The following is a 14,199-nucleotide window of genomic DNA, read 5'->3' as shown; positions in this document are numbered from 1 at the left end:
CGAATCGGACGCAGTGCCGCTTCGCCTGTCTACTATTCACCCATTTCGATGGCGGGACTGGCTCCCTCGCAGCCATTCAGCTATGGACTTGTGCGAGGTTTCCCGGGATACTGTCAGGCAAATAGCGCGCCGTTTTTCAAGCGGCCGCACAGAACAACAAATGGTCTTCGCAGCGGGGAGTCGGTTTTTTCAGAAAGCTAAGGAAGACCACCCATGAAAAAAATCGTCATCGTTGGCGGCGGCGCCGGCGGCCTGCAACTGGCCACCCGGCTCGGGCACCACTTCAATTTCACCCCTTTCCTCAAACGGCGCCGGGAATCCCCCGCGGCCGAAATCACCCTGGTCGACAGGAACCGCACCCATATCTGGAAGCCGCTGCTGCACCAGGTGGCCACCGGTGCGCTGGATTCCAGCCTGGATGCACTCAACTATCAGGTGCACGCCCGCGGCAACGGCTTCAATTTCGAACTGGGCAGCCTGCAGAAAATCGACCGCGAGCGACGCACCATCGAACTGGCACCGGTGATCGACAGTGACGGCCACCAACTGGTGCCGGCGCGGGAACTGGAATATGACTATCTGGTACTGGCGCTGGGCAGCCAGAGCAACGACTTCCACACACCCGGTGTGCGCGAACACTGCGTCTTCCTCGACAGCAGCGAACAGGCGAAGCGCTTTCACAGCCTGCTGCTGGACCGCTTCCTGCAACTGGAAACCCACACCGCGGAAACCGTGCGTATCGCCATTGTCGGCGGTGGCGCCACCGGCGTGGAGCTGGCGGCGGAACTGACGGACGCCACCCGACAGATGGGCAACTACGGCCATATCAAAAGCGGCTCCCTCGCCGTGACCCTGATCGAGGCCGGCCCGCACCTGTTGCCGGCCCTGCCGGCGCGGCTGGGCAACAACGCCGAGCGCGAACTGACGCGGCTGGGCGTGCGCGTGATTACCGGCTGCGCCGTGGCCAGGGCGGACAGGGACGGCCTCACCACCGCCAGCGGCGAGGAAATCCCCGCGTCCATCCGCGTCTGGGCCGCCGGCGTCAAGGCCGCGGATTTTCTCGCGCAGCTCGGTCTCGACGCCAACAAGCTCAACCAGATCGAGGTCAAACCGGATCTGCAGTCGGTCACCGATCCGCATATTTTTGCCCTCGGCGACTGCGCCGGCTGTATCGACAGCGCCGGCAACCGCGTCCCGCCCCGCGCCCAGGCCGCCCACCAGATGGCGGACACGGTGGCGCACAACCTGATCGCCGATATGGAGGGCCGCCCACTGCAGGACTACCGCTACCGCGACTACGGCTCGCTGGTGTCACTGAGCAAACATACCGCCGTGGGCAACCTGATGGGCGCGCTGGTCAAGGGCAGCCTCACCGTTGAGGGCCGCATCGCCGGGCTCGCCTACCGCTCCCTGTACCGCATGCACCTGGCCGCAGTACACGGCTGGCCCAAGGCGATGCTGATCTACCTGGTGGGACAGGCGAACCGGTTTGTGAAACCGCGGTTGAAGATGCATTGAGGTCGGGACTCAATAGATTGGCTCCCCTCTCCCACTGGGAGAGGGGCAGAGGGCATGGAAGTGCCCAGTGGCTTCCACCGTCCCGATGATGTTGGGCTTCGCAGAGCTCAGTCCAACCTACGCCAATTTCACAGAGAGAGGGCAAGGTGAAATTCCACCGCATCGTTATCCTCACCGGCGCCGGCATCTCCGCCGAATCCGGTATCCGCACCTTCCGCGACGCCGACGGCCTGTGGGAAAAACACAGACTCGAGGACGTGGCCACGCCGGAGGCCTTCGAACGGGATCCGGCACTGGTGCAGCGCTTCTACAATGCGCGGCGCCGGCAATTGCTGTCGGCGGATATCGCCCCCAACGCCGCGCACCTGGCACTGGCGAAACTGGAAAGGGAATTCCCCGGCGAACTCCTGCTGGTAACCCAGAATATCGACGACCTGCACGAGCGCGCCGGCAGCGAAAAGCTGATCCATATGCACGGCGAACTGCTGAAAGTGCGCTGCAACCGTTCCGGACAACTCTTTTCAATCCGCGAAGACCTGGACACGGCAGCGCCCTGCGACTGCTGCCTGCGCAGCGGCACACTGCGTCCGCATGTGGTCTGGTTCGGTGAAATGCCGCTGGAAATGGAGCGTATCTACACGGCACTGAGCGAGTGCGACCTGTTTATCAGTATCGGGACGTCCGGTAACGTGTATCCGGCGGCGGGCTTTGTGGAATCGGCAAACGCGGCCGGCGCCCACACGGTGGAGCTGAACCTGGAGCGCAGCAGTGTGGGCGATGCGTTTGCCGAGCACCGGCACGGACCGGCGTCGGAGGTGGTCAGCGGTTATATTCGCGAATTACTGGATTAAAAAAGGCGGAATCTCTCCGCCTTTTCTAAACGCGAAAAACCCGGTCAGATCTAGATCTTCCACTCTTTTACAGTTTCCAGCCCGTACTCCTCAATCCACTGGTTCAGCTGCTTCGGATTGCGCTTTTTCTTTTCCACGGTGCCGCCAGTGTAGGGATTGCGGTAGTGGCCGACTTCCAGTTTGGGCTCGGCGGATTTGGTGGAAGTGGTGGTGGTGCGGCGGCCGCGGCGGGGGGCGTCGCTCTTTTTCAGGATGCGGGCGACGCGGGCCTTGAGGGTCTGGACATAATCCGGGGCATCTCCCTCTTTGAGCTGGCCCAGCAGCCACTCGACAATCCGTTCGCCGCGGGCGACGTACAGCTCTTCCTCTTCCATCTGGTATTCGGCGGCGATATTGACCAGCGCCTTGTCGAACGCGATTACACCTTCTTTCTTGCGTTCGGCCTGGGCCCTTTGCTCCTGCAGTTCTTCTATCATGGCCTGGTGCTCGGCGATTTTTTGTTCAATCTGATCGTACTCTTGGAACATTCAATAAACCCCTGAGGTTTCATTTATTACACAACGATATGCGCCATATCCCGATCGATATCGCGCTATTTACGGAACTATGCGATATAAACGCAATATAAGCGCTTTTCCACACAAACAGTGGCAGTGTTATATCCGGATTGATCAATATGATTCAGCAATAACAGACACTGCAATACCGTATTGATTCCCACCTGCAGACGAAAAGCTGATTTGCGGGCTATCCGGGGGTACCCTTCTGGTAGTGGCTAGTGGCGCTCTATGCAGTTCGCGCGCTATCGCGCCCTGCGGCCGAGGTCGCGAATGATAAGGCCTCACCGATAAATATCAACCTCAATTTGGTTATATCGTTAGATAAACGGGTAGAAATGAATTGCGCCGCAGCCTTTGGGGAACAGCCTGGTCCGGCCTATTCTTGAAAAGCCAGATCCAATACCGGTTCAGATCATGTCGAAACCCCACGATATACACCATATCCCCACCCTGGCGGCACTGATGACGCCATTTCCCCACCATATCGATATAAATGCCACAGTGGAGGAGGCCCTGGCGCTGATGGAGGCCCACGGCGTCCACCACCTGCCAGTGACCCGCGACGGCGACCTGGAAACGGTCATCTCCCGCGGCGATATCGAGCGCGCCAACGCACCGGGCCACCGCCTGGAGGAACAGCAACTGTATGTACACGATCTCTGCGCGCGGCGACCCTATATCGCCGACATTCACGACCCGCTGGACAGGATACTGCAGGCCATGGCGGATACTGGTATCGGCTCGGTGCTGGTCATGCGCGAGGGCGAACTGGCCGGCATAGTCACGGTCACCGATGCCCTGCGCTTCTGCGGCAACTACCTGGCGGAGCTGGCGCAGACGGCGGATGACTCGGTAGCCTGAACAGAGATCAAATGCCAGAAGCAGGAATACTGTCTTCGATATTTAATTCTGTTATTTGATCTTTGATCAAAGCGGCCAGATCCACAACAACATCGGAATACTGACCAGTACCACCAGGATCTCCATCGGCAGCCCCATGCGCCAGTAGTCGCCGAAGTGGAAGCCGCCGGAGCCCAGGATCAGGGTGTTGTTCTGGTGGCCGACCGGGGTCAGGAAAGCGCAGGAGGCGCCGATGGCCACTGCCATCAGCAGGCTGTCCGGGTTCACGCCCAGTTGCCCGGCCGCGCTCAGGGCGATGGAACACATCACCGCGGCGGTGGCGGCGTTGTTCATGAAGTCCGACAGGGTCATGGTAATCACCAGCAGCAGCGTCACCGCCACTACCGGATTGCCCCTGGCCAGGTTCTCCAGCATCCCCTGGGCCACCAGGTCCGCGGCGCCGGTGGAATCCATCACGCCCGCCACCGTAATCAGGGCGCCGAGCAACACGATCACCGAGCCGTCGATGGCCTCGTACATGCTGCGCAGCGGTATCACTTTCAGGGCCATAAAGGCCAGTGCACAGGTGGCAAAGGAGATCGCCGCGGGCAACAGGCCGAAGGCGGCGCCAGCCACTGCCAGCGCCATGGCCACCAGCGCCACCGCGGCCTTCTCCTTGTTGGGAATGGTGATATCGCGCTTCGCCAGGGGCACACAGCCCTGTTCGTAGGCGAAGTTGTTCAGGTTGTCGTCGGTGCCCAGCATCAGCAACGCATCGCCGGCGCGCAGCGGGGTCGAGCGCAGCCGGCGCACCGAGCGGCGCCCCTGGCGGGACAGGGCCAGCAGGTTGATCTCGTAACGCCCCGGCAGGCGCAGCAGCCGGGCGGTGCGGCCGATCAGGCTGGAGTCCGGCATCACCACCAGTTCGCGCAACTGCGCTTCGTCGATGGTCGCCTTCTCTTTTTCCTTTTTCTTTTCCTTTCCTTCATCCCGATCTTCCACACCATTCCCTGTGCGCTTCTGCCTTTTTTCGCGGCGGCGCCTGCCGGTTTTCTCCTCGCGGGTCTTTCTACGCCTGCCCTCTTTCTCGCTCCCCTTCCCCTGCTCTTTCTCCCGTTCGCTTTCTTCCTCCACCCCGGCTTGCTGATCTTCCTCCGCCCCGACTCGCCGATCTTCCTTCTCTTCTTTCTGGTCCCGCTCCTCTTTCTCCTTTTCCCGTTTCTGGCGCTCTTCCTCTTCGACCTCCGCGGCCAGTTTCAGGCCCAGGCTGGAAATCGCCGCCGACAGCGACTCCGGTTCCGCCTCCATCACCAGGATGTCGCCGGCTCGTATCCGCTGCCAGGGTGTGGCCGGGGAGACGCGCGCATCGTTGTGTACCACCCCCACCACCTGGGCGTCTTCATCCTCGAGCATGTGGATGATCTCGCGCACGGTTTTATCCGCCGCGGCGCTCTTTTCCCGCACCAGCGCCTCGGTCAGGTAGGTACCGGTATCGAAAGTGGCTGCGCCGGCCTGGGTGCGCTCGGGCACCAGGCGCCAGCCGATCAGTACCACGAACACCACCCCCACGGACGCCACCACCAGCCCCACCGGAGTGAAATCGAACATGCCAAAACTGCTGCCGCCGGCGCTGGCGCGGAAGCCGGACACGATCAGGTTGGGCGGGGTGCCGATGAGTGTGGTCATGCCGCCGAGAATGGTGCCGAACGACAGCGGCATCAGTACCTTGCCCGGCGGTAACTGGTGCCGGTCGGCGATATCCGTGGCCACCGGCATCAGCAGCGCCATGGCGCCGACATTGTTCATGAAACCGGACATCAGCGCGCCGAGACCGGTCAGGGAGAAGAGTGTCAGGGTGATATTGGCGCCCTTGGGAATCACGCGCTGCGCAAGTACATCCATGGCACCGGTGTTCTGCAGGCCGCGGCTGAGGATCAGTACGCAGGCGACGGTCACCACCGCGGGGTGGCCGAAACCACTGAAGGCGCGTGCCGGCTCGATCAGCCCGGTCATCACACAGGCGAGCAGCGACGCCAGCGCCACCATATCGTGGCGCCAGGGCCCCCAGATAAACAGCACGACAGTAACGGCGAGAATAATCAGGATGATCAGCTGATCGACGGTCATCTATGGCGCATCCTGCTGGCGCAAAGTTCAGGCAAAGAGGGCGGCATTACGCTCCCGCCTATTCAGGTTACACTGGCATGAAATTTTGGGGAGGCTGAATTTGCGCCAGAACACCGCCGACTACCGCCGGCTATTTCTCGACGATACACCCATGATGGACACGCGCGCGCCGGTGGAATACACCCGCGGCGCCTTTCCGCACACTGAAAACCTGCCGCTGCTGGACGATCGCCAGCGCCAGATGGTGGGCACCGAGTACAAGCGCCGCGGCCAGCAGGCCGCCATCGACCTGGGCTGGCGCCTGGCCACGCCGGAGGTACGGGCGCAGCGGCTGGGGGCCTGGGGCGATTTTATCCGGCGACACCCGCGCGGCTATCTGTACTGTTTCCGCGGCGGCCTGCGCTCGCGCACCACACAGGAACTGCTGCGCGCCGAGGGTATCGACTATCCCCTGGTGGAGGGTGGCTACAAGGCAATGCGCAACTTCCTGCTGGAAGAGCTGGAACACCAATGCACCTCCCTGCCCTTCGTGGTGATCGCCGGCCACACCGGCAGCGGCAAGACTGAACTGATTCACCGCGCCCGCCGCGCGGTGGACCTTGAGGGCATCGCCCGCCACCGCGGCTCCAGCTTCGGCCGCACCGGGGAACCGCAGCCGGCGCAGATCGATTTCGAGAATCGCGTCAGTATCGAGTTGCTCAAGCTGGCGCAGCGGCCGGGGCGGGTATTTATCGAGGACGAGAGCCGCCTGATCGGCCGCAGCGCCGTGCCGCCGGTGCTGCAGCAGGCGATGAGGGCGGCGCCGCGGGTACTGGTGGAGGAGCCGGTGGCCGACCGCGCCCGGCGCATCGTTCGCGACTATGTGGAGGAGGCCCTGCAACGTTTCGGCGAGAACCGGGAAAGCGCCGCGCAGGGGCTGGGCGAGGAGTTGCGCGGCAACCTGGGCCGGATCCAGAAACGTCTCGGCGGCTTGCGCTACCGGCAACTGGATGAGCGACTGCGGGAGGCCAACGCCGAGCTGGCCCGCGGCGGCAGTGCCGAGGTGTACATTCCGGTGGTGACGACATTATTGACCGATTATTACGACGGCAGTTACGAGCACCAGATGCGCCAGCGAGAGGGCGAGGTGCTGTTTCGCGGCAACCATGCGGAGGTTGGGGAGTGGCTGGATGGGATGTGGAATGATGAATGAGGAGTGCGGAATGGGTGGGGGCCGTGGAAGCCACCGGGCGCTTCCGTGCCCTCTCCCCCGGCCCCTCTCCCAACGGGAGAGGGGAGCTACGTCAGAAACGCTGGGGGCAAATCCGTCCACCGGACCAGTCCCCTCTCCCACCGGGAGAGGGTTAGAGCCTGCCCCGGACTTGATCCGGGGGAGAGGGCCGGGTCAACGCTGCACTACAGCTGCAGCTCGTCGGCGATATCCGCCCAGGAAACCAGCTTGAAGTTCTGGTTGCCTGCAGGCATGCGCTTGCGACCATCCTGCACCACCAGCAGCCCCTGCGGGTAATCCGCACCCAGCGGCGCGCTGGTGACTTCCAGGCCGTCGGTTTCCGAGGCGCCGTCCATACCGCGGGCGGGGTCCATATCCAGGCGGAAATTGCCCACAAACTCGCTGCCGTCGCGGCTGAGCAGGGCGTAGCTGTTGTTGCCCTGGCTGGAGACCACCAGGTAGCCGCTGTCGCCATCGGCGTACAGGGCCATGCCCTCCAGGTCGTCCACCAGCCGCTCGCCGTCCACTTCCATCACCAGTCGCGGGCGGCCCTCGCCGGCGTCGAAGGCGGCCAGGTCCAGGCGCCAGACGCCGCGGTCCTCCTCGGCGAAGAAGAAGGAGGCGCGGGCATCGTCGGAGACGCAGCCCTCCACCTGGGTGTCCACCCGGACCCTGGCGCGCTCCTCCATCTGCCACTGCAACGGATCGTCTGTCAGGCGGATCTCCTGCTGCAAGACGCTGCCGGCCTTATCGCTGACCCAGGCAAAGAGCTCACCGTTGCGGCTGGACATGCAGAGGCCGTAGGGATCCTCCAGTTGCAGCGGGCGCAGGCCGAGACTTTCCACCTTCCCGGTGGCGGTAATGCCGAACAGGTTGATACCCGGAGTGGTGCGGTTGGAAGCGGCGGCCACGGCGGCAAACCGCGGGTGCTCAACGCTGCGCACATCCACGTTGTTGATCCGCCCTTCCGGGAAGGCCTGCAGCAGGTCGCCGGAGAGATCGTAGACGTTGAGGAAGCCCTGCTTGTCGGTGCCGAACACCAGGCTGGCGGTCGCGTCCGCCGGGTTGACCCAGATGGCCGGATCGTCGGCGGCATCGCCGGGAGAGGCGACCGGTTGCGTCTGCCCACGCGCGGTCACCCGCGACATTTCCCCGCGCCGGCGCAGGGCCTGCATGCGCGCGGACGGGGCCGGCAACTCCGGCTCGAAACGCTGTACCGCGTCGGCCTCGTCCGCCACCGCCAACAGGTCGCCGCCCGAGACAACGGCGGACACCGGCTCGGGACTTTGCGCAGCGGCGGCAAATACCGGTGCCGCGGCTTCCCCACCCGCGGCCAGGTCGTAGGCGCGAACCCCGTCCTCGGCGCTGAGCCACAAGTGACCCGCCTCGGCATCCACCCACAGGCCGCCGAACTCCCCTTCCGGCGCGGCGGCGAAAATGCGCCGCTGCTCGTCCGCTTCCGCATCGGCATTCAGGCTCAGCACACCCAGCGGCGGCTGTGTCACCAGCAGCCTGCCGCGCACGTCGTCCACCGCGCAGCTGGTCACCTCCTGGCCGAAGTACAGCGGGCGCACGGCCTTGAAGACCCAGCGCTCCCCCCGGGGATGGACGACATACTCGCTGCCCAGGCCCTCCTCGTCGATGGCGAACAGGTGCGGGCGCCCGCCCTGGCGGGACAGGCACAGGGCTTCCATCGGCGCACTGGCGGCCTGCGCGCCCAGCCTGGAAAACTGCGGCCGCTCGCCCTCTGCCGCCAGGGAGAACAGTTGTATCTCGCCACTGCCATCCTCGTAGGCCGACACCAGCCAACTGCCGTCTTCCCGGGACTGCACGGCGAAGCGCTCCACTTCGCCGCCGTTCAGGGAGGCGGCCTCATTGCCGTCGCCATCGACCAGTACCAGGCCGCGCTCTTCGCTGGCCAGCAGCAGATAGCTTTTTCCGTCCAGGGTCAGTGGTGCCAGCTGGTTGGCGACCACGTTGGCCAGGGGCAGGGTTTGCGCGGCTTCCAGGGTTGCGGCCCGGGTGTCGGCCCGCTCGCCCGCCGTCTCCGTCTTCGCGCCGCAACCCGCCAGCAGGCCGAGGGCAATTGCGGCCGGAATCAGTGTCTGAAGAGGTTTGATATCCATGTTTTTCACTCTGGGTAAGTCTATTTGATGACAAATTTACGCCATTTGTGTGGCAACGATGTTTCCGCCTGGGCAAAGCTGAAAAAAAACCCGGCCGCCGGGGCGGTCGGGTTTATTCGCGCCCGTCTGACAGATCAGAAGGTGCTGTAGCTCACGCCCAACACATAGGTGGGGCCGTACTCCTCGTACTGCTGGTTGAAGCCGGAGTTGTGGAAATACATGGGCTCGTCGGTCAGGTTGACGCCGCTGAAACTCAGCTGCACGCCGTTGGCGAAGTCGTACTTGGCCGACAGGTCCACCTGCATGTGGTCGTCCTCGTACTTGTCCAGCGCCGCGTCCTCGGTGTTCACCTCGTCCAGGCGTTCGCCGCGGAAGCTGGTGGACAGGCGCAGGCTGAAGGCGTCGCGCTCGTAGCCGACGATGAAGTTGCCCACCAGGTCCGACTGCAACGGCAGGGGCGCCTTGTCGCTACGCCCGGCGTCCGGCCCCAGGCCCAGCCTGGCCTCGGAATCGGTGAAGGTGGCATTGGCGCGCAGCAGCAGGCCGTTGTCGAAGGCCCGGGTCCAGGACAGCTCGGCGCCGCTGAGGGTGGCGGTGTCGCCGTTGATCGGGCGCAGGATCTCGGCGTCGTCCACCGGCAGGCTGCCCGCGTATTCACTGAAATCGCCATTCATGGTGCTGGTCACGTCGGCCACCACGGCGAAGTTGTCGATGCGCTTGTGGAACAGCCCCAGGGAGAACATGCCCAGGTCGTCGGTGTAGTACTCGGCGGAGAAATCCAGGTTCCGGGATTCGTAGGGATCCAGCTCCGGGTCGCCCGCCTCCACTTTCAGCTCGCCCTCGTCGTATTCGGTCTCCTTGGCGGAGGGGTTCAGGTAACCGAAAGAGGGACGCGACAGGGATTCGGTGTAGGCGGCGCGCAACACGATATTGTCGTTGTAGTCGTACTTGAAATTGACGCTCGGGAACAGGTGGTTGTAGTCACTGGCGGAAGTTTCCGGGCTCACGTAGACGTCTTCCGCCACTTCCTCGGCGCCGGGAATGGGCTCGTTGGACTCGATCACGCGGTTGCCGGAGGCTTCGAAGTCGGTGCGCTCGTAGCGCACACCGTAGACCAGGCTGGCGCGCTCGAAGTCGACGCTGTTCATGACATAGAGCGCGGAGATGTCCTCGCTCATCACGTAGTCGCGGGCGGAGTCCAGCGCGGTATCGGCCTCCTCGACCTCGAAGCTGCCCAGGTTGGCATCGATAAAGCCGTTCAGCGCGCCCATGTCGACACCGGTGCCGACAAAAGGCGCCAGGCCGTAGTCGACATTGTTGGCAGCGAAGTCCGCCAGGGTATAGTCGCCGCCGAAGCCGCTGTACACGGTGGCGTTCAGGTCGCCGGTCTTTTCCCGGTTGCGTTGCTGCAGGCCAAACTTCAACTCGGACGGATTGCCGGCCAGCTGAATATCGCGGCGGATATCGATGCGGAAGCTGACTTCCTCGTCGTCGGTGAAGTTGTCCTCGATGACAATTTCGTCCAGTGCGTAATTGGCGGGGTTCATCGCCGCATCCACGTCGCCTATGGCCAGATTCGGGATCTTGCCGGCGCTGGTGTAGCCCAGTTCCAGGCCCCGCTGCTCGAAATCGGTGTCGCGGCGGTGGGGTTCGGTCTCTTCGGAGTGGGAGTAGCCGAGTGCATATTCGACACCCCACAGATCCAGGTCGTGTTCGCCGCCGGCGGTCAGCGACAGTATCTGCTGCTCCTCGAAGCGGTCCTTGAGGGATTTCTTGAGTCGCGCATCGGACCAGCTGGCGGAGCTGTCGGAAATACTCTGCAGTTCGCCCTTGTCCAGCTTGTACTCGTTGCGCTGGCGCTCCTCGGTATCGGAAAAATCGGAATAGAGGCTGTGCAGGTAGAGCAGGCTGGTCTCGGACAGGCGCAGGTCGAAATTGGCCGCCAGGCCGGTGCGCTCGCGGGCGATGGTGTAGTCGCGCTGCTCGATCTCCGGCGCGCCGAAAGCCGCGCTGCCGTCCGCCGCCTCCATCATTTCCCAGGCACCGTCCGTTTCAATATTGTCGGAGCCGAATTCCCGTTCCTGATGACTGGCGGCAATGGCCACACCCAGCTCGCGGCCGCCGTCCAGCTCGAACACCTCGGTGAACTTGCCGGCTACCTTGGGGCTATTTTCTTCCTGCAGCTCGCTGTAGCTGTTCTCGACACTGAGCTTGAAATTGCGGCCGTCGTGATCCAGGGCGTTGAGGCTCTTGATCTCGATGGCACCACCGATGGAATCGGCGCTCATATCCGGGGTCAGAGTCTTGGACACCTCAAGGCTGGCCAGCAGGTCCGACGGAATCACGTCCATGGCCACGGCGCGGCTGTCGCTCTCCGGCGCCGGCAGGGCCATGCCGTTGATGGTGGCGGCGTTCAGGTTGGGATCGATACCGCGCACGCCCACGAAGCGGCCCTCGCCCTGGTCGCGGGTGATAAAGACGCCCGGCATGCGCTGCAGCGCCTCGGTGACATTGGCGTCCGGCAGCTCGCCGATGGCGTCGGAGGTCTGCACCGCAATCAGCTTGTCGGAATCCCGCTGGCGCTGGATATCGCTGCGGGCATTGGCGGCCTGGGCTGTCACCTCGATGGTTTCTATCGGATCGCCCTGTTGGGCGACGGCGTTGGCCGCAGTCACTGCGGCGGCGAGTGCCAGTACAGGCACACTGATGGTTTTGTCGTTCATGGAATCCCCATTCCCAGATCAAGTATTGTCGGACGTGATCGTTCTTTTGAATGGGGCGCAGGCTAGTCAGAAGATGTGAACTTTACGTTACGCTTTTTTTAAATTTGTCATATTCGCGCCATAAGATGGCCGGCAGTAACCCAACCGGATCACGCAACGGGAGATCACCATGAGCGAACAACCGAGCAACCCTTCCCGGCGCACCCTGTTCAAAGCGGTCGGTGCAGCCACCGCCGCCGGCGCCACCGCCAGCCTGCTCCCCGGCTGCGGCAGCAAAAACCAGGGCAGTGCAGAAAACCTCTCTTTCACCGAGATCCCCCACGCGCTGGATGGATTCCACCACCTGCCATCGGACTACAGCGCCGACGTACTGCTGCGCTGGGGCGACCCAGTGATCGACGGTGTCGGCGACTTCGACCCGGCGGCACTCACCGCCGGGGAGCAGGAAAAACGCTTCGGCTACAACAACGATTTCATCGCCTTTATGCCGCTGGATCCCGGCGCCGGCCCCGGCGAGGGCGGGCACCACTGCCGCAGTGACAACAGCGGGCGCGGCCTGTTGTGCGTCAACCACGAGTACACCCAGCCGCACCTGATGTTCTCCGGCTACCACGACGAGCACAGTGCCACCCGGGGTGTCTCCGCCGAACACGTGGCAATAGAACAGGCAGCCTGCGGCCACGCCGTGGTGGAGATCGAGAAAACAACAGACGGCTGGCAGCCAGTGTTGAACAGCCCCTACAACCGCCGCATCACTCTCAACACCGCCATGGATATCGCCGGCCCCGCCGCCGGCGATACGCGCCTGCAGACAAAGGCCGACCCCACCGGCAAACAGGTCTTCGGCACCGTGGGCAACTGCGCCGGCGGCAAGACGCCCTGGGGTACGGTACTGGTGGCGGAAGAGGGTTTCGGCGGCGCCTTCCAGGGTGACCCGGACAACATTGCCGACCCGGTGGAGGCGCGCAACCACCACGCCTTCGGTATAGAACCGGGCAACCGCAACTGGGGCGATCACGACCGCCGCTTCGATATCGGCGTTGAGCCGCGCGAGCCCAACCGATTCGGCTGGATGGTGGAATACGATCCCTACGATCCGGATTCCCGCCCGCGCAAGCTCACCAACCTGGGCCGTTTCGAGCACGAGGGCTTTACCCTGGTCAGCAAGCCCGACCGGCCGATCGTGGCCTACGGCGGCGACGACGACGAACACCAGTTCGTCTACCGCTATGTTTCCCGGGCCGCTTACGACCCGGCAGATAATACCGGCAACCGCACGCTGCTGACCGACGGCACCCTCTACGCGGCCCGCTTCGATGAAGGCGGCAGCGGCCGCTGGCTGGCACTGGAGTTTGGCGAGGGCCCCCTGACACCGGAAAACGGCTTTCGCAACCAGGCGGATGTGCTGATCGACGCCCGCCGCGCCGCGGCTCTGCTCGGCGCCACGCCCATGGACCGCCCGGAGGATGTGGAGACCAACCCGGTCAACGACTGTACCTATGTGATGCTGACCAAGAACAAGAAACGCAAGAAAGGGGAGATCGACGCCGCCAACCCGCGCGCCCGCAACCGCATGGGCCATGTGCTGGAGATCGTGCCACCGGGGCAGTACGGCCAGCGCGATCACAGCAGTGACACCTTCCAGTGGAATACCTTCCTGCTGGGCGGCAATCCCAATGCGGAGGATCCCAACGAGCGCGGCGCCTACGGCCAGCAATCCCCCACCGCCATCTCCGCCAGCGGCTGGTTCGCCAACCCGGACAATGTGGCCTTCGACAACAGCGGCAACATGTGGATCGCCACCGACGGCTGTGAGAGTTTCGGATTCCACGACGGCCTCTGGGCCATGGCCACCGAGGGCGACAACCGCGCCGCGCCAAAACACTTCTTCGGCTGTCCGCAGGGTGCGGAGGTCTGCGGCCCGGAGTTCACCCCGGACGGCAGCACCCTGTTCGTCGCCGTGCAGCATCCCGCCGACGGCGGCCACTCCACCTTCGACAACCCCATGCACCGCTGGCCGGACAACGACCCGAAGCTACCGCCGCGGCCGTCGGTACTGGCCATTCGCCGGAACGATGGTAAGCCAGTGGGGAGCTGACACGGACGCACAATATCGGGGCCGCAGAAGCCACCGGCCCCCTCCGCCGCCCTCTCCCCCGGCCCCTCTCCCGATGGGAGAGGGGAGCTAAGCCGGAAACACCGGGGAACAAACCAGCCTCCGAGCTTTCTCAGGCCCCATACCAG

9 protein-coding genes are annotated in these 14,199 nt (G+C 63.8%); 5 read left to right on the top strand and 4 right to left on the bottom strand.

What is annotated here, in order from left to right; translation table 11 throughout:
• The first annotated feature begins 213 nt into the window (after positions 1 to 213).
• The gene (locus OQE62_RS07845) at positions 214 to 1,518 is read left to right on the top strand and encodes an NAD(P)/FAD-dependent oxidoreductase (protein WP_265721463.1); all 1,305 of its coding nucleotides are present in this window, start codon (positions 214 to 216) and stop codon (positions 1,516 to 1,518) included.
• 146 nt (positions 1,519 to 1,664) lie between these two features.
• On the top strand, positions 1,665 to 2,369 hold the full coding sequence (gene cobB, locus OQE62_RS07840) for a Sir2 family NAD+-dependent deacetylase (RefSeq protein ID WP_265721462.1): 705 nt from the start codon (positions 1,665 to 1,667) through the stop codon (positions 2,367 to 2,369).
• Between the two features lie 50 nt (positions 2,370 to 2,419).
• Here the strand turns inward: cobB and OQE62_RS07835 are convergent, their stop codons facing one another.
• Complete coding sequence (locus tag OQE62_RS07835; RefSeq protein ID WP_265721461.1) at positions 2,420 to 2,896, bottom strand: hypothetical protein; 477 nt, start codon at positions 2,894 to 2,896, stop codon at positions 2,420 to 2,422.
• Positions 2,897 to 3,343: 447 nt separating this feature from the next.
• On the opposite strand from OQE62_RS07835, the gene OQE62_RS07830 reads away from it, so the two are divergent.
• Complete coding sequence (locus OQE62_RS07830) at positions 3,344 to 3,790, top strand: CBS domain-containing protein (protein ID WP_265721460.1); 447 nt, start codon at positions 3,344 to 3,346, stop codon at positions 3,788 to 3,790.
• Positions 3,791 to 3,856: 66 nt separating this feature from the next.
• Here the strand turns inward: OQE62_RS07830 and OQE62_RS07825 are convergent, their stop codons facing one another.
• Complete coding sequence (locus tag OQE62_RS07825; RefSeq protein WP_265721459.1) at positions 3,857 to 5,896, bottom strand: SLC13 family permease; 2,040 nt, start codon at positions 5,894 to 5,896, stop codon at positions 3,857 to 3,859.
• Between the two features lie 100 nt (positions 5,897 to 5,996).
• On the opposite strand from OQE62_RS07825, the gene mnmH reads away from it, so the two are divergent.
• Positions 5,997 to 7,088, top strand: coding sequence for a tRNA 2-selenouridine(34) synthase MnmH (gene mnmH / locus OQE62_RS07820; RefSeq protein WP_265721458.1), 1,092 nt, complete (start codon positions 5,997 to 5,999; stop codon positions 7,086 to 7,088).
• A 203-nt stretch (positions 7,089 to 7,291) separates the two neighbouring features.
• Here the strand turns inward: mnmH and OQE62_RS07815 are convergent, their stop codons facing one another.
• Both OQE62_RS07815 and OQE62_RS07810 read right to left on the bottom strand, forming a co-directional pair.
• Positions 7,292 to 9,232 carry a phytase gene (locus tag OQE62_RS07815; RefSeq protein ID WP_265721457.1) on the bottom strand — a complete coding sequence of 647 codons (1,941 nt, stop codon included), beginning with the start codon at positions 9,230 to 9,232 and terminating at the stop codon, positions 7,292 to 7,294.
• 134 nt (positions 9,233 to 9,366) lie between these two features.
• Positions 9,367 to 11,955 carry a TonB-dependent receptor gene (locus OQE62_RS07810; RefSeq protein ID WP_265721456.1) on the bottom strand — a complete coding sequence of 863 codons (2,589 nt, stop codon included), beginning with the start codon at positions 11,953 to 11,955 and terminating at the stop codon, positions 9,367 to 9,369.
• A gap of 169 nt (positions 11,956 to 12,124) precedes the next feature.
• Between OQE62_RS07810 and OQE62_RS07805 the strand changes: the two genes are divergently transcribed.
• Entirely contained in the window at positions 12,125 to 14,053 is a 1,929-nt protein-coding gene (locus OQE62_RS07805) for a PhoX family protein (protein ID WP_265721455.1), read from the top strand.
• The last annotated feature ends 146 nt before the right edge of the window (positions 14,054 to 14,199 follow it).

Source organism: Microbulbifer halophilus (genome assembly GCF_026183675.1).
Lineage (GTDB): Bacteria > Pseudomonadota > Gammaproteobacteria > Pseudomonadales > Cellvibrionaceae > Microbulbifer > Microbulbifer halophilus.
This window is presented reverse-complemented; position numbering and strand designations above follow the sequence as displayed.

What these genes read in the sequence shown, in the direction of transcription:
- OQE62_RS07835 (WP_265721461.1), bottom strand. Translation starts at nt 2,896, where the DNA reads ATGTTCCAAGAGTACGATCAGATTGAACAAAAAATCGCCGAGCACCAG.
- OQE62_RS07825 (WP_265721459.1), bottom strand. Translation starts at nt 5,896, where the DNA reads ATGACCGTCGATCAGCTGATCATCCTGATTATTCTCGCCGTTACTGTC.
- OQE62_RS07805 (WP_265721455.1), top strand. Translation starts at nt 12,125, where the DNA reads ATGAGCGAACAACCGAGCAACCCTTCCCGGCGCACCCTGTTCAAAGCG.
- OQE62_RS07810 (WP_265721456.1), bottom strand. Translation starts at nt 11,955, where the DNA reads ATGAACGACAAAACCATCAGTGTGCCTGTACTGGCACTCGCCGCCGCA.
- OQE62_RS07815 (WP_265721457.1), bottom strand. Translation starts at nt 9,232, where the DNA reads ATGGATATCAAACCTCTTCAGACACTGATTCCGGCCGCAATTGCCCTC.
- OQE62_RS07830 (WP_265721460.1), top strand. Translation starts at nt 3,344, where the DNA reads ATGTCGAAACCCCACGATATACACCATATCCCCACCCTGGCGGCACTG.
- OQE62_RS07845 (WP_265721463.1), top strand. Translation starts at nt 214, where the DNA reads ATGAAAAAAATCGTCATCGTTGGCGGCGGCGCCGGCGGCCTGCAACTG.